We start from the raw sequence: 24,177 nt of genomic DNA on the forward strand, positions 1-24,177 counted from the left end.
GGAGGCCGTCGGCTCCTAGAACTCCTCGAAGCCGCCGAAGTCGCCGCCGAAGTCCTCGCCACCGAAGTCACCGGCGGCCTCGGCGATCTCTTCCTCGCCACCCTCCAGGGCGTTGCCGATCATGTGACCGGCCACCATGCCGCCCATGGCGCCGAGCGCCGCGCCCGCGACGATCCCGCCCATGCCGGGGCCGCTGCGGTGATGCTGCTGCGGGTGGCCGTACTTGTTGGGCGGGCCGTATCCGGGCGGAGCACCGTAACCCTGCTGCGGGTAGCCCTGCTGCGGGTAACCCTGGGCAGCGTGCGGGGCCGGGTAGCCCTGCGGCGGGTACCCCTGCGGTGGCACACCCTGCGGCGGGTAGCCGGGCGCGCCGCCGTAGCCCGGCTGCGGACCGTAACCCTGCGGCGGGCCGTACCCGGGCGCAGCGAAGTGCTGGCTGCGCATGCTGCCGTACCGTCCGACCGTCTCACCCAGCCAGCCGTCGACGACCTGCACCCAGTCCGGCCGGTCGGCCTCGGCGTGCGAGACCTGGTACCGGCCGAAGACGTCGTGACCCGGGTTGAGGAAGCCGCCGCGCTTGTCGCACTCCAGCACCACGTCCACGCCGTGCGGGTTGGTGACGAAGGTCAGCTCCAGCTCGTTGATGGTCTGCGCGTACTGCGGCGCGGCGAAGAACTCGATCTCCTGGTAGAACGGCAACGTCTGCTGTACGCCGTGGATGCGACCACGCTCCAGGTCGGCCGACTTGAACCGGAAGCCGAGCTGGAGGAACGCCTCCAGGATGCGCTCGTGCACCGGCAGCGGGTGCACGCTGACCTGGTCGAGGTCGCCCTTGTCGACCGCACGGGCGATGGACAGCTCGGTGCGCAGCCCCATCGTCATGCCGCGCAGACGCTGGCCGTACACGTCGGTGATGGGGGTTTCCCAGGGCACCACCAGCTGGAACGGGATGGAGAGCTGCTGCTTGGGGGCCAGCTGGAACGCGCCGCTGATCGGGTGCCGGTGGAACTCCATGACCCCGGCGTACTCGCTGTCGCCGCTCTCGATCTCGACCCGGGTGACCAGACCGACGGCGATGTGCTCGATGTTCGCCGGGGCTTCCCCGCCTGTCAGGTTGACCTGGCCGTCGAGGGGCTGCCCTGGCCGGGTATGCGGATTGGCCAGGACGGTGTCCACACTGGGGCCGCCCACCCCGAGCGCGCTCAACATCTTCTTGAAGACCATCGGTACTCCCGCTGGGGTCTGGTGCCCGGTCTCCCTTGAGGAGCGGACGCTGACGCTGGCACCCTATCGACTGCCGCTGTGAGGTCGCTGAAAACCGGCACGACACACAGCAAAAGCGGTCGGTGTTCAGCGTCCGGCGCCAACGAAGGCGACGATTTCGTCGAGTCCGGGGCGGTAGCCGTCGCTGGTCTCCACCTCGATCTGGGGGCACGTCGAGCCGGACCGGCTGGAAGCCGTGGTGGCCGACGGCATGGGTCAGCTGGTCGTCGCCGAGAGTGGCGTCGGCATGGGCCCGCCGGATCGGATTCTCGTCCTGCCGTCGCCGGACACGATCGAAGGCGGTCTGCGCGGCGACCCGGCAGTGCACCACCCGGACGTCGGCGATCCCCATCAGCGGCTCCAGGTGGGGGCGCCAGAGGCGGTCCTGGAATGCTGCCTCGGCGACCGTAGTGACGCCCGCGGTCAGCAGCACCTCAAGCACCGTGAAGAAGGTGGGCAGGGTCCGCAGGCTCAGCTCGTCGACAGGTGCCGCCGTGACATCGCCGGTGGCGTGGACCATGCCTTCCTTGATCTCGTCTCGGCAGATCGCGGGACAGCCGATCCGCCGAGCGAGCAGGTGAGCAAGTGTCGTCTTGCCGGCCGCGGGCGGCCCGCTGACGACGACAAGGGTCGGGGTTGTGCCCATCATGTCGTTATAGCCCCACCGGGCGCGGTGCTCGGCGGTGTTGCGGTGTCGGGAGCAACCCCGCCGGTGGCCGGGTCCTCCCGGACCCGGCCACCGGGGTCGTCAGCTCGCGGTGCAGGTCACCGTGGGTACGGAGTTGGTACCGGCCCAGCCGCCGATGAAGCCGAAGCTGGTGCTGGCACCGGCACCGAGCCGGCCGTTGTAGTCGACGTTACGGGCGGTCACCGTCGAGCCGCTGGTGCTGACCGTGGCGTTCCACGACTGGGTCACCGACTGGCCGTTGGCGTACGTCCACCGCACCGTCCAGCCGTTGATGGCGTTGAGCCCGGCGGTCACCCGTACATCGCCCTGGAAACCGCCCTGCCACTGGTTGGTGATCGCGTACGTGGCGGTGCAGCCGGCGCCCGGCGACGGGGTGACCGGCGGGGGCGTGGTCGGCGGGGGCGAGGTGGGCGGGGTGGTCGTGGGCGGGGGCGTGGTCGGCGGCGGGAGCGAGTCGTAGACGCTTGCCTGCCGCGAGGTCTGCCGGATGCCGTTGGTGCCGTTGAACAACCGCTGTCCCCAGGTGGTCAGCTGGTTCGGGTCGAAGTTCGTGGCCATGTCGAGGTATTCGACGCCACCGCCGTTGCCGCTCCACGACCAGCCCAGCCATCCGATCCCGTTGGCCTGGGTGTACGACAGGATGGCGTCCTCGTCGGGGTCACCGTCGGAGTGGTAGTGGCCGAACTCGCCGACCACGATCGGCAGTTGCCGGCTGCGGAACCGGCCCAGGTAGTCGCTGATCTCGGCGGCGGTGTCGAAGACGCCGTACATGTGGATGGAGAAGACGATGTTGCGGGCCGGGTCGGCGTCGAACACCGTCGGGGCGGCGTCGCGCATGGTGAAGGACCAGTCCTGACCCCAGTTCGGGCCGTCCACCATGATGGTGTGGGTCAGGCCCGCGGTGCGCAGTCGCCGGATCGCGTTGCTCGTGTCGGTGGCCCAGGACGAGTAGTTCTGGTTGCCGTACGGCTCGTTGCCGATGTTGACGATGACGAACCGTTCCTGGCCGTTGAGCGCGCTGGCGATGCTGAGCCAGTAGTCGACCGCGCGGTCGAGGCTGACCGCGCCGCTCTGCTCGCCGTAGCCGGTGGTGTCGTGCACCTCCAGCACGCAGATCAGCCGGTGGGCCTTGCAGAGCCCGATCACGTTCGTCACGTCCTCGGCGCTGTTGCGGGTCCACCGGTCGCCGCTGGAGAGCACGACCCGGACGGTGTTCGCACCGAGTGCCTTGATGTTGGCGAAGGAACTGGTCTGGTGGGTGTACCAGGTGTGCGCGTGGTTGACCCCGCGCATGATGAACTCGTTGCCGTTGGCGTCGTAGAGCTTGCCGCCGCTGACCGTGAAGCCGGAGGCCGCCTGCGCCGACGGGCCGAAGGCGAACACTGCGGCGACCGTCGCCAGCAGGATGGCGCCGACGCCCGCGAATAGCTTTCTCATGGTCTTCCTCGCATGAGGTTTCTCCCCCGTGCCCAGGGGGTGATGAGTGACGGGTGGCGGCTGCAGCCCGACAGCCGCGGAAGCAGGGCCCGGCGAGGCAGACATCAGCGTAGGCCGATGGATCGGTGGAAAGCAACCGGTTCAGTACGCATTGCGAACCGCGCCGCCCCCGTGACTGCGTACAGGACCGAGCTGTCACGGGGGCGGCCATCCCCACCACAGGGCACGCGGCAGGTCAGCACCTGAACCGGTTCAGGTCAACGGTAGGCAGGGGGCCGGTAGGCGTCAAGCATCGGCGAGGGTTGACACGTGCGGACCGGGGTATCCGGAACGGGCCACCCGGCCCGGAAGGAGACACCATGGTCAACATCGGCTACACCCTGATGGGTGAGCAGGCAGGCCCGAAGGAACTGGTCGACTACGCGGTACGGGCCGAGGCGGCCGGTTTCGACCACATCGTCACCTCTGACCACTACTACCCCTGGCTGGAGTCACAGGGCCACTCCCCGTACGCCTGGTCGGTGCTCGGTGCGGTCGCCCACGCCACCTCCCGCGCGGAGCTGATGTCCTTCGTGACCTGCCCGATCCGCCGCTACCACCCGGCCGTCGTGGCGCAGAAGGCCGCCACCATCGGGGTGCTCTCCGACGGCCGGTTCACTCTCGGTCTGGGCGCCGGGGAGAACCTCAACGAGCACGTCGTCGGCGCCTGGCCGCACGTGCAGCAGCGGCACGAGATGTTCGAGGAGGCGTTGCAGATCATCCGCCCGCTGCTCAACGGTGAGACGTTGACCTTCTCCGGCAATCACTACGATGTGCCGGACGCCTACATCTGGGACCGGCCCGACGCTCCGGTGCCGATGGCGGTGGCCGCCTCCGGCCGACAGTCGGCCACCCTCGCCGCCGAGTACGGCGACGCCATGGTCGCGACCGACCCGGAGGCGCGCCTGGTCGAGATGTACGAGCAGGCCGGTGGTGCCGGACGACCCCGCTACGGGCAGGTGGCCATCTGCTACGGCCCGGACGAGGCGGAGTGCCGCAAGATCGCCCACGATCAGTTCCGCTGGTTCGGGCTGGGCTGGAAGGTCAACACCGACCTGCCCGACAACGACGCCTTCGAGGCGGCCACCTGCAGCGTCCGGGAGGAGGACGTGGCGGCCGGCATCTCCTGCGGGCCGGACGTGGACAAGCACGTCGAGGCGTTCAAGAAGTTCGTCGACGCCGGGTTCACGCACGTGGCGCTGGTCCAGGTCGGCGGCGACAGTCAGCCGATGTTCCTCGACTGGGCGCAGGAGCAGCTGCTGCCCCGCCTGCGCGACCTGTGAGCACCGGGTCAGCGGGTCGGGGCACGGCGAGCCGGGCCCTGCTGCGGCTCGCGCTCGCCGCACCGGCCGACGCGGCCGGGCTGACCAGTCAGTGGCGACACGTCGACGGCATCCGCACCCACGTCCGACGCAGCGTCGACGCACCGCCCGGCACGCCGATCGTGCTGGTGCACGGGCTGGCCGTGTCGCACCGCTACCTCACCCCGCTGGCCGTGGCGCTGTCCGACCACCACCCGGTGTACGCGCCGGACCTGCCCGGCTTCGGGCTCAGCGCCCACCCCGCCGAGGCGTATGACGTACCTCGGCACGCCGACCACCTGGCCGCGCTGCTGGCCGCGTACCGGCTGCCGCCGGTGTGCGTGTTCGGGCACTCGTTCGGCGCGGAGGTCGCCGCCGCCCTCGCCGTACGCCATCGACACGCGGTACGCGCCCTGGTGCTGGCCGGGCCGACGAGCGATCCGCGGGCCCGGTCCCGGACCGGCCAGCTCCGTCGCCTGCTGCTCGACCTGCCCCGGGAGGCGCTGTGGCAGGCCCCGGTCCTGGTACGTGACCTCGCCGACGCCCGCCCGCCGCGCGTGTGGGCCACCCTCTCGCGCTCGGTCCGCAACCGGATCGAGGACGACCTGACCCGACTCACCGTCCCCACCCTGGTGCTCACCGGCGCCCGGGATCCGATCGCGCCGCCGGCCTGGCGGGACCGGGCAGCTGCCCTGGTACCCCAGGTCCGTACGGTCTCGGTGCCGGGCGCGGCACACAACGTCGCCAGCACCGCCCCCCGCCAGGTCGCCGACGCCGTTCGGGCGCTGCTCGACGACCGCGTCCACGACCGACTCGACACACTGACGAACAGGTGAACCCATGCGTATCGGCAACACGGAGATCCGACCCGCCGGTGGCGGCCTCGGCTGCCTTCTGATGATCCTCGTTTCGATCGTCGCCTCGATCGTGCTGACCGTCCTGATCAACCTGGTCCTCTGACCGTCCTGCCCAACCTGGTCGGGCGGCCGTCCTGCGCGGATCCGGTCGAGCGACTGCTCTGCGCGGATCCGGTCGGGCGACCGCCGGTCAGCGGAGCAGGCCGAGGGCGAACAGGGTCTCGCGGATCTCCCGCCCGACCGGCTCCAGGACGCTGGTCCGCAGCCAGCGGGCCGGCGCCACGACGGTGAATCGCCAGACGGCGCGGATCGCCCGGCCCACCGGCACCACCGTGTTGCGCCACAGCCAGCGGGTCGCCAGCCAGAGTGGACGCAGGGTCAGCGCCCAGCACCACCACAGGATCCGGCCGGAGGCCCACCAGGCCCAGGACAGCGCGGCGCCCAGGTGCTCGCCCACGACCACCAGCCACCGGCCCACCTGCTGCAGGGCCGGGGTGAGCACCCGTACCAGCCAGGTCACCGGCACCCACACCCGCACCAACGCAGCGGGGGCCACAACACGTGGTGCCACAGCCAGACCAGGCCCTGCCACAGCCAGGTCAGCGGCAACCAGACCAGCCTCTGCCACAGCCCGAGTTGATCAAGAGGTTTTGGTCACGACAGGCCGCCCAGGAGACCAAAACCTCTTGATCAACAAGGGCGAGAGCAAGGGCGGGGCGCGGGGTCAGGTGGAGGTGGGGGTGAGGGAGAGGGTGGTCAGGAGGGGGTGGTGGTCGGAGGCCTGGTGGGTGTGGGGGTGCGGAGCACTTCGACAGTCAGCAGGCGGGTGGCCAGGGCGGGGGTGGCGAGCAGGTAGTCCAGGCGCATGTCGGAGAACTCGGCGCCGCCGTAGCCGGTGGGCACGGTCGGACCGGCGTTCGCGCCCAGGTCGACCAGGCCGGTGGCGAGCAGTCGGGCCACCGCGCGGGTGTCCGGGGTCCGACCGTCGCGGCGCAGGTGACGGCGACGGTACGCCACCGGCAGCCGGGCGATCTGCTCGGCGTGGTCGGCGTACGGGTCGAGGGTGTTCAGGTCACCGGCGAGCAGCGCCAGGCCGTCGCGGGCCCGGCGCAGCGCGGCGGCCGCCCAGCCGGCTTCGATCAGACGACGTCGACCGGTGTACGGGTAGAAGTGGGTGCTCAGCACGGTCAACGGGCCGGCGTCGGTGCCGATCGTCACCCGTTGCGCGCCGTGGTGGAACGGGCGGCGGACCGGTGCGGCGGTCAGCACCGGCCAGGTCGACCGGACCAGCACCGCGACCGGCTGCCCGAACCAACTGCCCGCCACGTAGGGCCGCAGGCCCAGCCGGGCGGCGAAGGCGGTCACGTCCAGCCCCCGCAACTCCTGCAGGGCGAGCACGTCGGGGCGGGCCTGCGCGATCACCCGCAGCAGCGCGTCGCGTCGATCCGGTCCACCGGAGTCCCGGCCGCCGTTGCGGACGTTCCAGGTGAGCACGCGCAGCACGGCGGATCAGTCCGCCCGACCGGCCCTGGCCAACTCGTCGTCGAGGGTGTCGACGTCCTCGGATTCGATTGTCGGCTGGTTGCCTTCGTAGACGTCGGCGTTGGGTCGCAGCACCCAGTACAGCAGCCCGATCCACAGGCCGGTGAGCATGATGGCGCCCATGAAGTCGGTCGGGTGGTGCATGCCCCGGTACATCCGGGAGACCGCCACGCCGACCGGCAGCACCACCGCCAGCGCCACGAACAGCCACCGCCACCACCTGTCGGTGCGCGGGAAGACGATGACCGCGATGGCGACCCACAGGCACAGGGTGGCCGCGATGTGGCCGGACGGGAAGGACGAGGTCGGCATCGGCCCGTCCAGGTTCTCCACCGGTGGGCGCGGACGGTCCACCGCGGCGGCGGAGGCGAGGAAGAGGGTCAGTTCGCCGAACATGGTCAGCGCCACGAACAGCACCGGCCGCCAGCGCCGCCAGATGGCCAGCACCAGCGGGCAGAAGATCATCGAGATGAGCAGAATCGCGTGGGTGTCGCCGGCCTTGCTCCACCACCAGCTCAGGTCGTTCAGCGCCGGGGTCTGCCGGGCGGCGAACCAGGTCGGCACCACCTCGTCCCAGGTGGCGAAGAAGGTGCCCTTGGCGTGGTAGCTGACGAACGTGCCGAAGGCATACAGCGCGCCGAAGACCAGCACCCAACCGACGATGATCTCGGCGATGCCGGCTCGGGCGTGCGGCAGCAACTTCTCCTCGTCCGGCGCGGGCGCCACCTCGTGTGCCGCCTCCGGTTCCAGCCCTTCGGTCAACGGCACGGCCGGACGGCCCCGCTCCACCCGCCACAGGCGGAAGGCGTACGCGGTGACGCCGAGCCAGGCCGCGCCGAGCAGCCACGCGCCGATCACGTCGGAAAGGAAGTGCACGCCGAGCGCGACCCGGGTGAAACCGATGAGGAAGACCACGACACCGACCACGACCATCGCCAACTTCCGCCAGCGCGGGGCCATCGCCGGCAGGAAGACCAGCAGCAACGCACCATAGGCCACCATCGACCCGAGCGCGTGGCCGCTGGGGAAGCTCTGGCCGGCGTACGAGCTGATCGGCGTCGCCACCTCGGGCCGCAACCGGTCCACCAGGGTCTTGAGGGCCGGGTCGAGGATCAGCGCGCCGGCACCGGTGACGATCACGAAGACGGCGAGCCGGCCCTGCCGCCGGATCAGCAACCCCACCACGGCGACGGTGACCAGCCAGACGATGACCGCTCGACCACCCAGATCGGTGATCGCGTTGAGCACCGTGACCAGCGGGCCGATCGGCGAGACCCGAGCGTTGAGCCACTGCGCCACACCGTGGTCGACGTCGTACAGCGGCGACCACTGCACGCGGACCAGCACCAGCACCAACCCGAAACCGACCCCGGCACCGAGTACGAGCGCCAGGCCGGCGAGCGTACGTTCGGTGAAGTGTCCCAGGGGTCGACGCAGTACGTCCTTGACCGCGCCCACGGCAGCCTCCTTCGCCTCTGGCGTGCCGCTGTACCCGGTCGATGTGTCGCGTACACCCGCCGCGTCGGCGGGTCGGCTCGTTCGGGCTACAGGGCGGTCATCTCGCCGGTGTCGAGCAGGTCGTCGCGTTGTGCCTCCGGCTGCCACAGGTCCGGCTGGGCGGGCTCCGGTACGCCGATGCGTACCGCCTCCAACTGGGCCGCGAACGCGAGACCACCGAACAGCGCCATGCCGGTGAGGTTGGCCCAGAGCAGCAGCGCCATGATTCCGGTGAGCGCACCGTAGGTCTGCCCGAAGTCCGCACTGAACCGGACGTACCCGGCGAGCAGCAGGCTGGCCAGCCACCACAGCACGGTGGCGATACCAGCGCCGAAGAACAGCCAGGACAGGCCGGGCTGATGGCGTCGGGGCGCATGCCGGAACAACACCGCGACGGCGAGCACGGTCAGCCCGAGGCTCAGCGGCCAACGGATGACGTCCCAGCCGACGGCGGCCACGTCGCCCCAGGCGTAGTGCCGCTGCACCGAGTCACCCATCGGCCCACCGCCGACCAGGATCAGGAAGCCGGCCAGCGCCGGCAGACCGGCGGTCACGGCGAGCACGGCAGCCCGTACGTACTTGCGCAGCGCCGGCCGGTCCCGTTCGACGCCGTAGATCCGGTTGGCGCCGCGTTCGATCTGCGCCATGGTGCTCGTCAACGCCACCAGCCCGGTCATCAGACCCAGGGTCAGGGCCACCTCGCCGATGTCCTCGGCCCGCTCGGCACCGGCACCCTCGCCGTCACCGAGCAGCTCGGCGACCACCTGCTCACTGGCACCCGGCGTCAACGCCAGGACGGTGTCGGCGACCACCTCACCGCCCTCGGCCGCACCCAGCTCCGCGATCAGCCCGGTCAACGCGATAAGGAACGGCACCACGGCCAGGCAGAGCTGGAACGCGAAGGCCCGGGAGTGGCTGAACCCGTCGCCGTAGCGGAACCGGGTGAAGGCGTCCCGCAGCAGGTGCCAGCCGCCCTCCCGGCGCAACGTCTGCCAGGCGTGGTCGGCGCAGAGCTGCTCGTCGGACATCAGCCGGGTCTCCGGCACCAACTTGGTACTACTCACCGGAGTCGCCTTTCGTTCGCGACTGCGGGGCTCGCAAGCTCACTCCTCGCGCTCACTGGTACCACTTCTCTCGACGAGCTGTTCACCTCGCTCGGCAGCGGCTTCAGCGTCGTCGGTGAGGTCGGGGGCCTGCTCGGGCCGGGGTACGCACAGCCACAACGCGCGCCGGTGGATCTGCGCCTGCAGGGTGGTCCCCGGTTCGATCAGGTCACCGTCGAGTTCGCGGGGTTGGGCCCGGTTGCTGGTGATCTCGACCCGCCGGGCCCGGAACTCCTCCATCCGGGGCACCCGGTCGCGGCGGCGCAGCACCCCCCAGCCGAGGGCGAGCCAGTGCCGCAGCGTACGCGGGCTGAGCACGGCGATGTCGAAGTAGCCGTCGTCGGGTGCGGCCTCGGTGAGCAGGGTGACCCCACCCTGGAGCCGACCGACGTTGGCGACCAGCACCGAACGGGCCCGACGGGTCAGCGGCGGCTGGTCGTCCAGCCGGATCGACACCCGCATCGGCCGGTCCCGCAGGTGTCGCACCGCTCCCACCACGTACGCCGGCCAGCCGATCCGTCGTTTGGTGGTCTCGCTGGTGGCGGCGAGCATCTGCGCGTCGAAGCCCATGCCCGCCATCACCGCGAAGTGCTGCCCGTCCACCTCACCGACGTCGAGCAGCCGCCGACCGCGTTCCACGGCGACCGCCAGCCCGGCGGCCAGGTCGGTGGAGAGTCCCAGGTTGGCGGCGAGCAGGTTGCCGGTGCCCTGCGGCAGCACGGCGAGCGCCACCTCGGTGCCGACAAGCGCGCTGATACACGCCCGTACGGTGCCGTCTCCGCCGCAGGCGAAGACGACGTCGACGCCGGCGGCGACGGCCTGCTCGGTCTGGCCCCGGCCGGGGTCGTCGATGGTGGTCTCGTACCACAGCGGTGCCGGCCAGCCGGCCGTGGCGAGGGTGTCCTCCACGGTGTGGCGCAGCGCGTCGAGGTCGTCCACCTTGACCGGGTTGACCACCACCGCGCTGCGCAGCGACCGCGTCTGCCGTCCAGCTTCCACGGCGTCAGTGTGCGCCATGGTGCGGGCTTCGGCACCCTGGCGGCGCGTGGGCAGGTTCACCCGGCCGACGCGTTTGGATCGCGCCGAGGACTCAGGCGGCGGTACGCAGGGCAGCTTCCACCCGGCGACGGGTGTCGGCCAGGTCGACGCCGGCCTCGGCGAGGGCCAGCGCGCCCAGCCCGCCGCCCTCGCGCAGCAGGCCGAGCAGGATGTGTTCGGTGCCGATGTGCCGGTGACGCAGCCGGATCGCCTCGCGCAACGACAACTCCAGCACCTTCTTCGCCCGGTGCGAGAACGGGCCGCCCGGCCGCTGGCGGCGGCCCCACCGGCGTCGTGGCGGCGGTACGGCCTCGCGCAGCGCGTCGGGGCCGAAGGACTCCTCGATCCGGGCCACGATGGCGGCCAGATCGATGCCGATCTCGCGCAGCGCGACGGCGTCGGCCTCGGCCAGCCCGGTGCTGCCGGTCTCGGTGTGTCGGCGGATGCGCGCGCGAAGGTCCTCGGCGGTGACGCCGGCGTCGCGCAGCACCCGGACGGCGAGGCTGTCGCCGTCGGCGAGCAGGGCGAGCAGCAGGTGCTCGGTGCCGACGGGTCGTTGCCCCTCGGCCCGGGCCTCGTCGCGGGCCTGGCGCACCAGGGTGCGTGCCCGGTCGGTGAACCGTTCGAACATCACGCCTCCCAGGAGGATTCGACCGCCGGACGCCCGGCGTGCTTCTTGTGGACCGCCTGCCGGCTGACCTCGAGCGCGTCGGCGATCTCCTGCCAGGACCAGCCCTGTCGTCGGGCGTTGTCCACCTGGACCACCTCCAGTCGTTCGAGCAGCCGACGCAGTGCGCGGACCGCGCGCAGGCCGACCCGGGGATCGGTGCTGCCGGCCGCGGCGGCGAGTTCGGTAGCCTGACTCATGCTGTCAACTTACATTGACAACGCCCCGTCGTCAACCAATGTTGACACCCAGTCTTCCGATCGCGCCCCTGAGCAGCACCGCCACGACTAGCCTCGTACGCAGGTCAGGCGGGGACAGGGGGTGAGGTCGGGGTGGCCTCAACCAACGACGCGCCGGTGCTGGCCGGCATCGGTCCGAGCGACGCCCTGCCGGTGGCCCGGGTGGCCGCGCGGGTGGCCGCCGGGCACGGCTGCGGCGTACACCTGCTGCACGCCTTCAACTGGGCGGCGATGGCGGCGCCGGCGGTCTCCGGTTCGCGGGCCGACGCCGAGCGGCTGATCGCCGAGGCCAGCGAGGCGGTCCGGCTCAGTCAGCCGAAGGTCCCGATCACCACCGAGATCGTCGAGGGTCCGGCGGTGGCGAACCTGGTACGCAAGTCCGAGTCGGCCTTCCTGGTGGCCGTCGGCGACGGCGGGATGGCCCACTGCGACAGGTGCATCCCGGCGGACAGCCCCGCGGTCCAGGTGGCCGCCCGGGCCGACTGCCCGGTGCTTGTCGTCCGACGGGAACCACCGCCGCAGGGCCCGGTGCTCGTGGGGGTCGACGGGTCGGCCTCCGCGGAGACCGCGCTGGCCTGGGCCTTCGCCGCGGCCAGAGAACTGCGGGCCCGGCTGATGGCCGTGTGGGTGGTCGACACCGACGACGCCATCGAGGCGGCCACCCAGCGGCTCGGCGACCTGGTGGCCCGGGTGAGCGCCGACGACACGGCCGTCGAATGCCACGTCGTACGCGGTGATCCCGGCTCGGTGCTTGTCGACCAGTCCCGGTCGGCGCAGCTGACGGTGGTTGCCGCGCGCGGCGACGAGCCGTGGCGCGGCATGCTCGGCGCGGTCAGTCAGGCGGTGCTCTACCACGCCCCGTCACCGGTGATCGTGGTGCGTGGAGTGACCGGCGGACCGGATGCCGACGGGTCGTGACACCCGGGCGGGCGGGACCAATGGCCCTGATTCATGGCTGCCGATGTCGCCAGACTCAAGGAGGAAACCACGTGTTGCGGATGCGGAATCCGCCGAACAGGGAGAGGCTCACCCAGTATGGACACCGCCCTGAATCCGAAGAGCACCCTGACCGATGAGGAGCTGCGCCGGCTGGACGCGTACTGGCGGGCGGCGAACTACCTGACCGTCGGCCAGATCTACCTGCTCGACAATCCCCTGTTGCGCGAGCCGCTGGCCGCCGAACACGTCAAGCCCCGGCTGCTCGGCCACTGGGGCACCTCCCCCGGCCTGAACCTGATCTACGCCCACCTGAACCGGGTGATCGTGGCGCGGGACCTGTCCACGATCTACATCACCGGCCCCGGCCACGGCGGTCCGGCCCTGGTCGCGAACAGCTGGCTGGAAGGCACCTGGAGCGAGCGGTACCACGGCATCGACCGCGACGAGGCCGGCATGGCCCGGCTGTTCCGCCAGTTCTCCTTCCCCGGCGGCATCCCCAGCCATGTGGCCGCGGAGGTGCCGGGTTCGATCCACGAGGGCGGCGAGCTGGGGTACGCGCTGAGCCACGCCTACGGCGCGGCCTTCGACAACCCGGACCTGCTGGTCGCCTGCGTGATCGGTGACGGGGAGGCCGAGACCGGCCCGCTGTCGGGCAGCTGGCTGTCCAACGTGTTCCTGAACCCGGCCCGCGACGGCGCGGTGCTGCCCATCCTGCACCTCAACGGGTACAAGATCGCCAACCCGACCGTGCTGGACCGGATCCCCGAGTCCGATCTGCTCGACATGATGCGCGGCTACGGCTACCAGCCGTACGTGGTGGCCGGTGACGAGCCTGCCGCCGTGCACGAGTTGCTGGCCGCCACGTTCGACCGGGCGCTCGACGAAATCGCGGAGATCCAGCGGCAGGCCCGCTCCGGGGGAACCGTCACCCGTCCGCGCTGGCCGATGATCGTGCTGCGTACGCCGAAGGGCTGGACCGGGCCGAGCGAGGTCGACGGCAAGCAGGTCGAGGGGACGTACCGGGCCCACCAGGTTCCGCTGTCGCAGGTACGCACGAACCCGGCGCACCGGGCCGAACTGGAGCGCTGGCTGCGCAGCTACCGGCCGGAGGAGCTGTTCGACGCCACCGGCGCACCGGTCGCCGAGCTGGCCGCGCTGCCGCCCACCGGTGACCGGCGGATGAGCGCCAACCCGGTCACCAACGGCGGGCAGGTGCTGCGCGACCTGACCCTGCCGGACTTCCGCGACTACGCGGTCGAGGTGCCCCGACCTGGTGCGACGGTCGCCGGAGCCACCGGTGAGCTGGGCAAGTGGATCCGCGACGTGATCGTCGCCAACCCGCAGACGTTCCGGCTGTTCGGCCCGGACGAGGTGGCCTCCAACCGGCTCCAGGCGGCCTTCGAGGTCACCGACCGCGCCTGGATGGCCGGCATCGTCCCCGGCGACGACCACCTCTCCCCCGACGGCCGGGTGATGGAGGTCCTCTCCGAGCACCTGTGCCAGGGCTGGCTGGAGGGTTACCTGCTCACCGGCCGGCACGGCATCTTCACCAGCTACGAGGCGTTCATCCACATCGTCGACTCGATGGTCAACCAGCACGCCAAGTGGTTGAAGGTGACCCGGGACATCCCGTGGCGGCTGCCTGTCGCGTCGCTGAACTACCTGCTCTCCAGCCATGTCTGGCGGCAGGACCACAACGGCTTCTCGCACCAGGACCCGGGCTTCATCGACCACGTGATGAACAAGAAGGCCGAAGTGGTCCGGGTCTACCTGCCGCCGGACGCCAACACCCTGCTGTCCACCATGGATCACTGCCTGCGCAGCCGGCACTACATCAACGTGGTGGTGGCCGGCAAGCAGTCCGCACCGAACTGGCTGACCATGACCGAGGCCGTCCAGCACTGCCGGCGCGGCCTGGGGATCTGGGACTGGGCCAGCACCGACGGCGACAGCGAGCCGGACGTGGTGCTCGCCTGTGCCGGCGACGTACCGACGCTGGAGACGCTGGCCGCGGCCGACCTGCTGCGCCAGCACCTGCCCGAGCTCAAGGTGCGAGTGATCAACGTGGTGGACCTGATGCGGCTGCAACCGCCGAGCGAGCACCCGCACGGGCTGCCGGACAACGAGTTCGACACGCTGTTCACCCGGGACAAGCCGATCATCTTCGCGTACCACGGCTACCCGTGGCTGATCCACCGGCTCACCTACCGGCGTACCAACCACGACAACCTGCACGTGCGCGGGTACAAGGAGGAGGGCACCACCACCACTCCGTTCGACATGGTGATGCTCAACGACCTGGACCGCTTCCACCTGGTGATCGACGTGATCGACCGGGTGCCCGGGTTGGCGGCCCGCGCCGCACACCTGCGCCAGGAGATGACCGACGCCCGGCAGTCCTGCCGCGACTACACCCGGCAGTACGGCGAGGACGATCCCCGGGTCGCCGAGTGGCGCTGGGTCCGCGAAACCGACCAGACCAACCCGTAGCGAGGTGACATCGTGAGCGACGAGCAGATTCTGGTGGGTTACGACGGCTCGCCGGACGCGGCAGCTGCCCTGGAATGGGCCCTGGCGCAGGCTGGACGGGACGGTCGGCCGGTACGGCTGGCGTACATCTTCGAATGGCTCACCGTGGCCGGCTGGGTCGGGCCCGGCATGACGCCCGGGATGTGGCCGGACGAGCAGGCCCGGCAGCAGGTCGAGGAGTTGGTGCGCAAGGCGGCCTCCGACGCCGCCGCCGCGCACCCCGACCTGACGGTCAGCGGTGAGGTGCTCGACGGGCCACCCGCCCTGGTGCTGGAGGAGTGCTCCACCGCGGCCGGCCTGGTGGTGCTGGGCAGCCGTGGGCACGGCGGCTTCACCGGCCTGCTCGCCGGCTCCACCGCCGTCAGCGTCACCGCACACGCGCACTGCCCGGTGGTGGTCGTGCGCCGCGAGACGGCCGACGTCACCCGCGCCGGACACGTCGCGGTCGGCGTGGACGGCTCGGAGCAGTCCCTGCTGGCGCTCGGCTTCGCCATCGAGCAGGCGGCGTTGCGTCGGGTACCGCTGCACGTGCTGCGAGCCTGGCAGCCCGGCCGGGAGCAGTGGAACCTGACCGGCGAGCAGGCCCGCGAGGCGGCGCTCGCCGCCCAGCGCGCCGAACTGGACGAACCGCTGCGCCGCTGGCAGGCGACCTTCCCCGACGTCGAGGTGAGCGTCGAGACGGCCGCCGCCGCCCCCGCCGGGCTGCTGATCGACGCCAGCCGCAACGCTCAACTGATGGTCGTCGGCACCCGAGGCCGCGGCGGGCTGCGCGGCATGCTGCTCGGCTCGGTCAGCCAGCAACTCATCCAGCACGCGCACTGCCCGGTGGCGGTGGTCCGGGAACGCTGAGCCTCACGCCACCGGTTCCCCCTCGGTCGTTCAGGCCGGCGGGGAACCGGTGGCGTGCAGACCGCCGTACAGGGCGCGTAGCGCGTTGAGGATCACCAGCACGTCGATGCCCTCCTGGAGGAAGGCACCGGCCACCGGTGGCAGCAGGCCGGCCGCCGCGAACCCCATCGCGCACACCGCCAGCCCCATGCCGACGGTGGCGCTCTGCACGGCGATCCGGCGGGCGTACCGGGCGATCTCGACCGCGTCGGCGAGCGGATCGAGCCGGTCGACGGTGAGCACCGCGTCGGCCACATCGGCGGAGGCGGTCGCCCCGGTGGCCCCCATCGCCACCCCCACGTGCGCCTCGGCCAGCGCCGGGGCGTCGTTCACCCCGTCGCCGACCATCACCGTGACCGCCCGGTCGGCCTCGGCCCGTACCCGCGCCACCTTCTCCTGCGGTGTGCACCGGGCCAGCACGTCGTCGACACCCACCGCCTCGGCGACCCGCCGGGCGGCGTCCGGCCGGTCGCCGGTGACCATCACGATCCGGCTCAGGCCGGCCGCGCGCAGCCGGTCGACGGCTCGGCGGGCGTCGGGGCGTACCGGATCCTCCAGCAGGATCGCGCCGATCGGCCCGGTGTCGTCGGCCACCCAGACCACGGAGTGTCCCGGTTCCTCGATCCGGGGTAGGGCCCAGGATGGCGGGTCGCCGTCGAGCTGCCCGACCCGGATCCGCCGCCCGTCGACCCGGCCGTGCACCCCCCGGCCCGGCTCCTCGGTCACCTCGGTCGGCATGGTCAGCCGCAATCCCCGGTCGCGGGCGTGCTCGACAAGCGCCGCCGCCAGCACGTGCGGAGACAGCTGTTCCACCGACGCGGCCAGCCGCAACACCTCGTCGGGGTCGCCGCCGGCCGCGACGACGGTCTCGGCCACCCGGGGGCGGCCGACGGTGAGCGTGCCGGTCTTGTCCACCAGCAGGGTACGGACCCGGCCCAGCACCTCCAGCGAGCCGCCGTCGCGTACCAGCACGCCCCGGCGGGCCACCCGCGACAGCCCGGAGACGATCGCGATCGGGGTGGCCAGCAGCAGCGGACACGGGGTCGCCACCACGAGCACCGCCACCGCGCGGATGATGTCGCCGGACAGCAGCCAGCCCAGCCCGGCCAGCACCAGGGTGAACGGTACGAAGGCCGCGGCGTACCGGTCGGCCAGCCGTACCGTCGGCGCCTTGCGGGCGGTCGCCTCCTCGGCCAGCCGCACGATTCCCGCGTACGTGCTGCGGGCGGCGCTCTCGGTGGCCCGCAGCCCGAACCCGGCGCCGGCGTTGACCACGCCGCTGGCCACTGCCGCACCGACGCCCTTGTCGACGAGTTGGGACTCCCCGGTGACCACCGACTCGTCGAGCGTCGCCGGGTCCTCGGTGACCCCGTCGACGGCGACCACGTCACCGGGGCCGACCAGCAGCCGGTCGCCCGCCGCCACCTGGTCGACGGGCACCACCTCGATGCCGCCGTCGGCGGTGCGCCGTCGTGCCGTTCGCGGTGCCCGCTCCAGCAGGGCCCGCAGGTCCCGGGTCGCCCGCCGCTGCGCGTACGCCTCCAGGGTCCGGCCGGTGGCCAGCATCACCGCGATCACCGCACCGGCCAGGTACTCCCCGACGACGAGCGCCCCGACCAGCGCCAGGACCGCGATCACGTCCACGCCGAACCGGCGCCGCCACAGATCACGCAACACGGAGACGGCGGCGGGCACCAGCGCGACCAGGGTGACTGCCGCCCACACCAGATCGGCGACGCCGGGCCGCCCGGCCCACCGCAGCCCCGCGCCGACCAGCACCAGCACGGTCAGCCCGGTCAGCGGCGCCCACAACCCCCACCGCCGGCGCAGCGGACCGCCGGACCGGCCGTGCTGCGCCGGATGCTCCGGCAGGCACTCGTTGCCGCCGTGCCCCGGCCCGCTGGCCCCCGACTGCGCCCCCACCAGCGGATCGTCCCAACCCGCGAGCCCCGACGTCGGCCACTTCCGACCAACGAGCCTTCCGATGTCGCGGCCGACAGCGGATGCCGAATCCCCCTTGCGGGCGGAATCCGGGCCGGAGTGCCCCCGCCGGCGGGCCCAGCGGTCCGTGCGAACGACCGACGTGTGGCCCAGGATGAACGGGACCCGCCCCACAGCCGTACCGAGGTGCGGCACGATGGGGACATACGGAAAGGTCGTGACGATGAGCCACCAGACGCCCGCTACCCGCCGCCCGTTGACCACCGCCCTCGCGGAGGCCGCCGCGATGGCCGGTCACGCGCCGTCGGTGCACAACACCCAGCCCTGGCGTTGGCGGGTGCTTCCCGAGGCGTTGGAGCTGCGGCTGGTCTCCGACCGCCAGCCCACGGCCACCGACCCGACCGGCCAGTTGGTCATGCTCAGCTGCGGTGCCGCCCTGCACCACGCGCGCCTGGCGCTGGCCGCCGAAGGCTGGACGGCGACGGTGCACCGGATGCCCGATCCGGGCGAGCCGGAACTGCTCGCCCGGTTGACCGATCCGCAGGCCTCCGGCGTGGACCCGGACGCGATGCGCATGGTGCAGTGCATGCAGGTGCGGCACACCGACCGACGGCCGGTCAGCGAGGAACCGGTGAGCGAGGAGAACCTGGCCGCGATCGCGTCGGCCGCCGCCGGGGAAGGCGCCCACCTGGAGATCCTCGACCGCGACCAGGTACTGCAACTGGCCGCCGCGGCCTCGCACGCCGCCGAGGTCGAGGCGGAGGATTCCCAACTGCGGGCCGAGCTCGACTACTGGACCAGCCGCGCCGGTGGCAGCGGGCTCCCGCCGGAGGTGCTGCTCCAGCAGCCCGCGCAGACCACCGTGCCGGGCCGCGACTTCGGCCGTCCCGGCACCCTGTCCGGTGGTCCGGGACACGACCGGGCGGCCTCGTACGGGGTGCTCTACGGCGACGAGGACGACCCGCGCGCCTGGCTGCGCGCCGGGGAGGCGCTCTCCGCCGCCTGGCTGTTCGCCACCCGGCTGGGTGTGTCGGTGGTCCCGTTGAGCGGGGTGGTGGAGGTCGGTGGCACCCGCCAGATCCTGCGCCAGGTGCTGGCCGGGTTCGGTCACCCGTACCTCGTCCTGCGCCTGGGGATCGCCGACCCGGAACACGCCGGTCCGCCGCACACCCCACGGCTGCCGCGCGAACAGGTGGTGGATACCACGGCCGTGGACGACTGACCGATCGCGCAGGCGTTCTGTCCCGCCGGTACGCCGGATAGCATCGCCGGGTGACCGACGGCGCACCGAACCCCCGCCACGAGCCCCCCTCGCTCGGGCTCAGTCCGTTGTCCCGCGTCCACCTCGACGAGCTGCTCCAGGAGATGCTGGACCGGGTCGGCGAGGTGGTGACCAGCCGGGAACGGCTGCGCGCGCTGCTCGACGCGGTCGTCGGCATCGGCACCGACCTGGATCTGCACAGCACCCTGCGACGGATCGTGCAGTCGGCCTGCGAACTGGCCGGCGCCCGGTACGGCGCGCTCGGTGTGATCGGCACCGACCGGACCCTGCACGACTTCATCACGCACGGCATCTCCCCCGAGTTGCACGCCAAGATCGGTGACCTGCCGCACGGGCGGGGCGTGCTCGGCCTGCTGATCGACGACCCGAAGCCGCTGCGGATGCCGGACATCACCCAGCACCCCCACTCGTACGGCTTCCCACCGAACCACCCGCCGATGCACACCTTCCTCGGGGTGCCGATCCGGATCCGGGACCAGGTCTTCGGCAACCTCTACCTGGCGGAGAAGCAGGGCGGCGCGCAGTTCACCGACGACGACGAGGAGATCGTCGTGGCGCTCGCCGCGGCGGCCGGCGTGGCGATCGAGAACGCCCGGCTGTACGCGCTGGCCAGTCGGCGGGAACGCTGGCTCGCCGCCACCGCCGAGATCACCTCGCTGCTGCTCGGTGAGGTACGCCGCACCGACGCGCTGACCCTGGTGGCGCGCCGCGCCCGCGAGGTCGCCGAAGCCGAGTTGGCCCTGGTGCTGCTCTACGACGACATGGCCGACCATTTCACCGTCGAGGTCGTCGACGGTTCCGGCACGCAGGCCCGCGCGCTGGTCGGCACGGTGCTGCCGGCCGACGACACGAGTTTCGCCGGTCCGGTCGCCGAGGGCCGGCACGCTTCGGTGGACGACCTCGCGCACGCCGCGCCCTGGCCGGCGGTGCTGCACACCGGGCCGGCGGTTATCTCACCGCTGGCCACCGCCGACACGCTGCACGGTGTCCTGGTGATCGCGCACAGCGTCGACCACGACGGCGCCACCGACGACGACGTGGTGCTGCTGGGCAGCTTCGCCGGGCAGGCCGCGCTGGCCATGGAGCGGGCCCGGGGGCAGGAGGAACGGGAGCAGTTGGTGGTCCTGGAGGACCGCGAACGCATCGCCCGTGACCTGCACGACGTGGTCATCCAGCGGTTGTTCGCCACCGGTCTGCAACTGCAGAGCGCGGTGCCGCTCGCCGGTCGTCCGGAGTTGGCGAAGCGGATCAACGCCGCGGTCGACGACCTGGACGCCACCATCAAGGACATCCGGCGCACTATCTTCGAGCTGCGCAGCCCGGTGAGCGCGGCGCTGCGCACCGAGATCCGGGAGGCTGTCGAGGTGGCCGCCGAGTCGTTGGGTTTCCGGCCCCGACTGGAGCTGATCGGGCCGATCGACAGCGCCGTGCCCGACCCGGTCCGCCCCGACCTCACCGCCGTGCTGCGCGAGGCCCTCTCCAACGCCGTACGCCACGCCGAGGCGTCGGCGGTGTCGGTGACCGTGAGCGTCGAAGCCACCCGGGTCAGCGTCATCGTCACCGACAACGGGGTGGGGTGCGACCCGGCCGCCGCCCGGGGCGGGCTGATCAACCTGCGCGAACGCGCCGAACGCCACGGCGGAGCCTTCGAGGTGCACCCGACCGAGCCGCGCGGCACCCGACTGCACTGGTCGATCCCGCTCCGGGACTGACCGGCGACGCTGATCCCCTGCGGGCCGGTGGTTTCGGCGTGGCGCGGCCAGACCCCGGTGGGCCTGGCCGCGGCTGGTCAGTGGCCCTTGCCGAGCAGCCGGGTGGCGAGGACGGCGGCCTGGGTGCGCCGCTCCAGCCCCAGCTTGGCCAGCACGCTTGACACGTAGTTCTTGACGGTCTTCTCGGCCAGGAACATCTTGCCGGCGATCTCCCGGTTGGTCAGCCCTTCGGCCACGTACTCCAGGATGCGCCGTTCCTGCTCGGTGAGGGACTGCAACTCGCGCGGCTGCTCCACGCCGCTGCGGATGCGATCCAGCACCCGGGTGGTGATCGCCGGGTCGAGCAGCGATTGACCGGCCGCCACCCGGCGCACCGCGTCGACCAGGTCGGTGCCACGGATCTGCTTGAGCACGTAGCCGGAGGCACCGGCCATGATCGCGGCGAACAGCGCCTCGTCGTCCTCGTACGACGTCAGGATCAACCCCTTGATCGAGGAGTCCACTGCCCGGATGTCCCGGCAGACGTCGATGCCGTTGCCGTCGGGCAGCCGAGCGTCGAGGATCGCCACGTCCGGACGCAGCGCGGGGATCCGCCGGGCCGCCTCCTGCGCGGAACCGGACTCTCCGACCACCTCTATGTCTCCGCTGGCGTGCAGCAGATCGGCGAGACCACGACGGACGACCTCATGGTCGTCGAGCAAGAACACCCGGATCATCCCCCGTTTCTACCCCCTCCACCCCACCCCCCGCACGGGCCAAAGGTCCCAACCCCTCCTCCACCCGTGTTGATCAAGAAGTTTGCGTCGCCATCGCGCCGGATCCAGACCAATAGCTCTTGATCAACACGGGCGGAGGGGGTGGGGAGGGTGGGCGGGGGGTCCTGAGGGGTTGGGACCAGTGGCCCTGCTGTCAGGGGGTGGTGGGAGGGCACCGTGGAAGGGGTAACGGGAGAGTGTGAGGGGGTCCGACCATGGACATCGGCTACAGCGTCGAACAGTTGCGGGTTGCGGCCACCGATGCGGTACGCGCGCCGTCCCTGCACAACGTCCAGCCGTGGCGGTTCCGGCTGCGCGACGGCGGCATCGAGATCCTCGTCGACCCGGCCCGCCGGCTGCCCGCCACCGACCCCAGCGGATGGGGTGCCCGGGTCGCCGCCGGCGCGGCACTGTTCAACCTGCGGCTGGCCCTCGCGGTGGCCGGCAACCCGGCGACGGTCCGGCTGCGACCGTACCCGGCGGAACCGGACGTGGTCGCCCGGCTGGTGCCGGACGTGCCACGCCGACCCACCCCGACCGAACAGAACCTGTACGCGGCCATTCCCCGCCGGTTCAGCAACCGGGCCCCCTTCTGGCCGGATCCCGTACCCGCCGACGCCCGCTGGCGCCTCGGCGACGCGGCGCGCGCCGAGCACTGCTGGCTGGAGCTGGTGATCGGGGTCAGTGCGGTCAACGCGTTCGCCGAGATCGCCCACGGCGCGAACCGTGTCCTCGAACGCGACCCGGCCTACCGGGCGGAACGGCAGGCCTGGATCCGCCGTGAGTACGCCCTCGACGGCGTACCCGCCGCTGCCGGCGGCCCTCGCGCCGAGCCGCAGGACCTGCTGCCGGCGCGGGGCTTCGGCGACCGGTACCGCCCGCCCGGCCGCGACTTCGAACCCGAACCGCTTGTCGCGGTGCTCGGCTCGACCGGCAACACCGCCGTCGACCAGGTCGTCGCCGGTCAGGCGTTGCAGCGGGTGCTGCTCACCGCCACCGACTGCGGATTGTCGGTGTCGATGCTGTCCCAACCGGTGGAGGTGCCTTCGGCGCGGGAGCAGTTGCGCGTGTCGCTGGGACGCTTCGGCACCCCCCAGATGGTGATGCGCATCGGGTACGGCCAACCCGGCTGGCCCACCCCGCGTCGGGACGTCGACGAGGTGCTGGACCTGCCGGTGCACCAGATGTAGCGCCGGCTACATGCTCCGGTCCGCAGCGAGCGAGGCGAGCAGAGCGGCCTCCCGCTGCGGGTCCAGACCGACCGGCGGCCGGGCCGGACGACCGGCCCGGGACGGCACTTCACCGACCCGACGCAACCACGACCAGGTGTCGGCCACCGTGTCGGCCAGGGGCCGGCAGCGCAGTCCGTCGGCGTACGCGCGGGTGACGTCCTTCTCCTGGATCCATCGCCAGTCGTGGCCCGGCGGGATCCAGATCGGCAGGTCGTTCCACGGCACCACACCGGCGGCGAGGATGCGCTCCGGCTCGACCCAGCGCAGCCGGGCGTCGGCGCCCGTGACGGCACGACAGGCGTCGAGCAGTTCGCCGAAGGTGGCCGCCCCCGGTCGACCGACCACGTTGACCGGTCCGCCACGGCCCGCGGTGCCGGCCTCCAGCAGGAAGGCGGCCAGGTCCCGGACGTCGATGTACTGCACCGGCAGGTCCACCGGTCCCGGTGCCAGCACGTCACCGCCACGCGCGAGGCGACCGAGCCACCACGGCAGCCGACCGATGTGCTCGCCGGGCCCGAGGATCAGCCCGGCCCGGGCCAGCAGCACACGCTCGCCGAACACCTCGCGCAGGGCCCGTTCGGCGCCGGCCTTCAACTGCGGGTAGTCGCCCTCGGTGGCATCCGGGTCGGCGTCCACCACCGGGCTCTGTTCGGTCACCCCGACCGGCACCGGCGGGGCGTAGACGGAGCCGCTGGAGACGTAGACGTAGTGGCCGATCCGACCGTCGAGCAGCCGCGCCACCGTCCGCGCCGCCCGGGGTGCGCCGTCCCAGGTGTCGACGACCAGGTCCCACTCGCCGTCGGTGAGGGCGGCCAGCCCGTCGGGAGCGAGGCGGTCACCGACCAGCCGTCGTACGCCGGCCGGAGCAGCCCCGTGCCGCCCCCGGTTGAACACCGTCACCGACCAGCCACGGGACAACGCTTCCTGGACCGTCGCCCCGCCGACGAAACCCGTTCCACCCAGCATCAGCAGTCGCATACCGCCACCCTGCCGTCGCTTGCGGACGGACGCGAGTCCGGTTCGCCGTGAGCGGATCTGCCGACGGCAGAACGAGGGTGCCCGCGCCGCCCGGACGATCAGTTGTCCGGTCGACGCGGGCCAGGTTCGGCGGTGCCGCGGGCACGGCGGGCGACCACCTGATCACGTCGTTACGAGAACGGGTGACCGACTCCATCGTCGGCCGCGGCCGATACGCCGGTCAACAACTTCCGGAAAACTATCGGTAAAT

At 71.9% G+C, this 24,177-nt stretch carries 20 protein-coding genes and 1 pseudogene; 8 read left to right on the forward strand and 13 right to left on the reverse strand.

Annotation, left to right across the window (positions count from 1 at the left end; genetic code table 11):
- Positions 1-15: 15 nt before the first annotated feature.
- The 3 genes and pseudogenes from Vgi01_RS16220 to Vgi01_RS16230 all read right to left on the reverse strand — a co-directional run bounded on the left by Vgi01_RS16220 (position 16) and on the right by Vgi01_RS16230 (position 3,388).
- Positions 16-1,224, reverse strand: coding sequence for a sporulation protein (locus tag Vgi01_RS16220; protein WP_204291552.1), 1,209 nt, complete (start codon positions 1,222-1,224; stop codon positions 16-18).
- Between the two features lie 358 nt (positions 1,225-1,582).
- A pseudogene (locus Vgi01_RS30690) lies at positions 1,583-1,912 on the reverse strand (P-loop nucleotide/nucleoside kinase family protein); the annotation flags it as partial.
- Positions 1,913-2,011: 99 nt separating this feature from the next.
- Positions 2,012-3,388, reverse strand: a complete 1,377-nt coding sequence (locus Vgi01_RS16230; protein WP_204291553.1) for a cellulase family glycosylhydrolase — start codon at positions 3,386-3,388, stop codon at positions 2,012-2,014.
- Positions 3,389-3,747: 359 nt separating this feature from the next.
- On the opposite strand from Vgi01_RS16230, the gene Vgi01_RS16235 reads away from it, so the two are divergent.
- Positions 3,748-4,710 carry a TIGR03557 family F420-dependent LLM class oxidoreductase gene (locus tag Vgi01_RS16235; protein ID WP_204291554.1) on the forward strand — a complete coding sequence of 321 codons (963 nt, stop codon included), beginning with the start codon at positions 3,748-3,750 and terminating at the stop codon, positions 4,708-4,710.
- The gene (locus Vgi01_RS16240; protein ID WP_204291555.1) at positions 4,707-5,564 is read left to right on the forward strand and encodes an alpha/beta fold hydrolase; all 858 of its coding nucleotides are present in this window, start codon (positions 4,707-4,709) and stop codon (positions 5,562-5,564) included. Before Vgi01_RS16235 ends, Vgi01_RS16240 begins: the two co-directional genes overlap by 4 nt.
- A gap of 211 nt (positions 5,565-5,775) precedes the next feature.
- Here the strand turns inward: Vgi01_RS16240 and Vgi01_RS16245 are convergent, their stop codons facing one another.
- The 7 genes from Vgi01_RS16245 to Vgi01_RS16275 all read right to left on the reverse strand — a co-directional run bounded on the left by Vgi01_RS16245 (position 5,776) and on the right by Vgi01_RS16275 (position 11,632).
- On the reverse strand, positions 5,776-6,156 hold the full coding sequence (locus Vgi01_RS16245) for a hypothetical protein (RefSeq protein ID WP_204291556.1): 381 nt from the start codon (positions 6,154-6,156) through the stop codon (positions 5,776-5,778).
- Between the two features lie 185 nt (positions 6,157-6,341).
- Positions 6,342-7,088 (reverse strand): endonuclease/exonuclease/phosphatase family protein, encoded by a 747-nt coding sequence (locus tag Vgi01_RS16250; protein ID WP_239089005.1) that lies wholly within the window; start codon positions 7,086-7,088, stop codon positions 6,342-6,344.
- A 6-nt stretch (positions 7,089-7,094) separates the two neighbouring features.
- Positions 7,095-8,585 (reverse strand): phosphatase PAP2 family protein, encoded by a 1,491-nt coding sequence (locus tag Vgi01_RS16255; protein ID WP_204291557.1) that lies wholly within the window; start codon positions 8,583-8,585, stop codon positions 7,095-7,097.
- 86 nt (positions 8,586-8,671) lie between these two features.
- On the reverse strand, positions 8,672-9,688 hold the full coding sequence (locus Vgi01_RS16260; protein WP_102660816.1) for a YihY/virulence factor BrkB family protein: 1,017 nt from the start codon (positions 9,686-9,688) through the stop codon (positions 8,672-8,674).
- Positions 9,689-9,727: 39 nt separating this feature from the next.
- Positions 9,728-10,744, reverse strand: a complete 1,017-nt coding sequence (locus Vgi01_RS16265; RefSeq protein ID WP_204291558.1) for a diacylglycerol/lipid kinase family protein — start codon at positions 10,742-10,744, stop codon at positions 9,728-9,730.
- Between the two features lie 73 nt (positions 10,745-10,817).
- Entirely contained in the window at positions 10,818-11,396 is a 579-nt protein-coding gene (locus tag Vgi01_RS31160) for a Clp protease N-terminal domain-containing protein (RefSeq protein ID WP_204291559.1), read from the reverse strand.
- Positions 11,396-11,632 (reverse strand): HTH domain-containing protein, encoded by a 237-nt coding sequence (locus Vgi01_RS16275; RefSeq protein WP_013732409.1) that lies wholly within the window; start codon positions 11,630-11,632, stop codon positions 11,396-11,398. Before Vgi01_RS16275 ends, Vgi01_RS31160 begins: the two co-directional genes overlap by 1 nt.
- Before the next feature lie 132 nt (positions 11,633-11,764).
- Between Vgi01_RS16275 and Vgi01_RS16280 the strand changes: the two genes are divergently transcribed.
- The 3 genes from Vgi01_RS16280 (at position 11,765) to Vgi01_RS16290 (ending at position 15,988) form a co-directional block, all read left to right on the forward strand.
- Positions 11,765-12,589 carry a universal stress protein gene (locus tag Vgi01_RS16280; protein WP_204291560.1) on the forward strand — a complete coding sequence of 275 codons (825 nt, stop codon included), beginning with the start codon at positions 11,765-11,767 and terminating at the stop codon, positions 12,587-12,589.
- 117 nt (positions 12,590-12,706) lie between these two features.
- Positions 12,707-15,100: a phosphoketolase family protein gene (locus Vgi01_RS16285; protein WP_204291561.1), complete on the forward strand. Its 2,394-nt coding sequence runs from the start codon at positions 12,707-12,709 to the stop codon at positions 15,098-15,100.
- Positions 15,101-15,112: 12 nt separating this feature from the next.
- Positions 15,113-15,988: a universal stress protein gene (locus Vgi01_RS16290; RefSeq protein WP_102660811.1), complete on the forward strand. Its 876-nt coding sequence runs from the start codon at positions 15,113-15,115 to the stop codon at positions 15,986-15,988.
- A gap of 30 nt (positions 15,989-16,018) precedes the next feature.
- Here Vgi01_RS16290 and Vgi01_RS16295 read toward each other — a convergent pair whose 3' ends face one another.
- Positions 16,019-17,950, reverse strand: coding sequence for a heavy metal translocating P-type ATPase (locus Vgi01_RS16295; RefSeq protein ID WP_204291562.1), 1,932 nt, complete (start codon positions 17,948-17,950; stop codon positions 16,019-16,021).
- 241 nt (positions 17,951-18,191) lie between these two features.
- Here Vgi01_RS16295 and Vgi01_RS16300 point away from each other — a divergent pair, with 241 nt between their 5' ends.
- Together Vgi01_RS16300 and Vgi01_RS16305 are read left to right on the forward strand one after the other, a co-directional pair.
- On the forward strand, positions 18,192-19,190 hold the full coding sequence (locus Vgi01_RS16300) for an Acg family FMN-binding oxidoreductase (RefSeq protein ID WP_204291563.1): 999 nt from the start codon (positions 18,192-18,194) through the stop codon (positions 19,188-19,190).
- Between the two features lie 143 nt (positions 19,191-19,333).
- Complete coding sequence (locus Vgi01_RS16305) at positions 19,334-20,962, forward strand: sensor histidine kinase (RefSeq protein ID WP_239089014.1); 1,629 nt, start codon at positions 19,334-19,336, stop codon at positions 20,960-20,962.
- 77 nt (positions 20,963-21,039) lie between these two features.
- On the opposite strand, the gene Vgi01_RS16310 is transcribed toward Vgi01_RS16305, so the two are convergent.
- Positions 21,040-21,678, reverse strand: coding sequence for a response regulator (locus tag Vgi01_RS16310; protein ID WP_013732401.1), 639 nt, complete (start codon positions 21,676-21,678; stop codon positions 21,040-21,042).
- 254 nt (positions 21,679-21,932) lie between these two features.
- Here Vgi01_RS16310 and Vgi01_RS16315 point away from each other — a divergent pair, with 254 nt between their 5' ends.
- The gene (locus Vgi01_RS16315; RefSeq protein ID WP_204291564.1) at positions 21,933-22,907 is read left to right on the forward strand and encodes an Acg family FMN-binding oxidoreductase; all 975 of its coding nucleotides are present in this window, start codon (positions 21,933-21,935) and stop codon (positions 22,905-22,907) included.
- A 6-nt stretch (positions 22,908-22,913) separates the two neighbouring features.
- Here Vgi01_RS16315 and Vgi01_RS16320 read toward each other — a convergent pair whose 3' ends face one another.
- Positions 22,914-23,927 carry an NAD-dependent epimerase/dehydratase family protein gene (locus tag Vgi01_RS16320; protein ID WP_204291565.1) on the reverse strand — a complete coding sequence of 338 codons (1,014 nt, stop codon included), beginning with the start codon at positions 23,925-23,927 and terminating at the stop codon, positions 22,914-22,916.
- Positions 23,928-24,177 lie beyond the last annotated feature (250 nt).

It is taken from the genome of Micromonospora gifhornensis, from assembly GCF_016863515.1.
Classification (GTDB): domain Bacteria; phylum Actinomycetota; class Actinomycetes; order Mycobacteriales; family Micromonosporaceae; genus Micromonospora; species Micromonospora gifhornensis.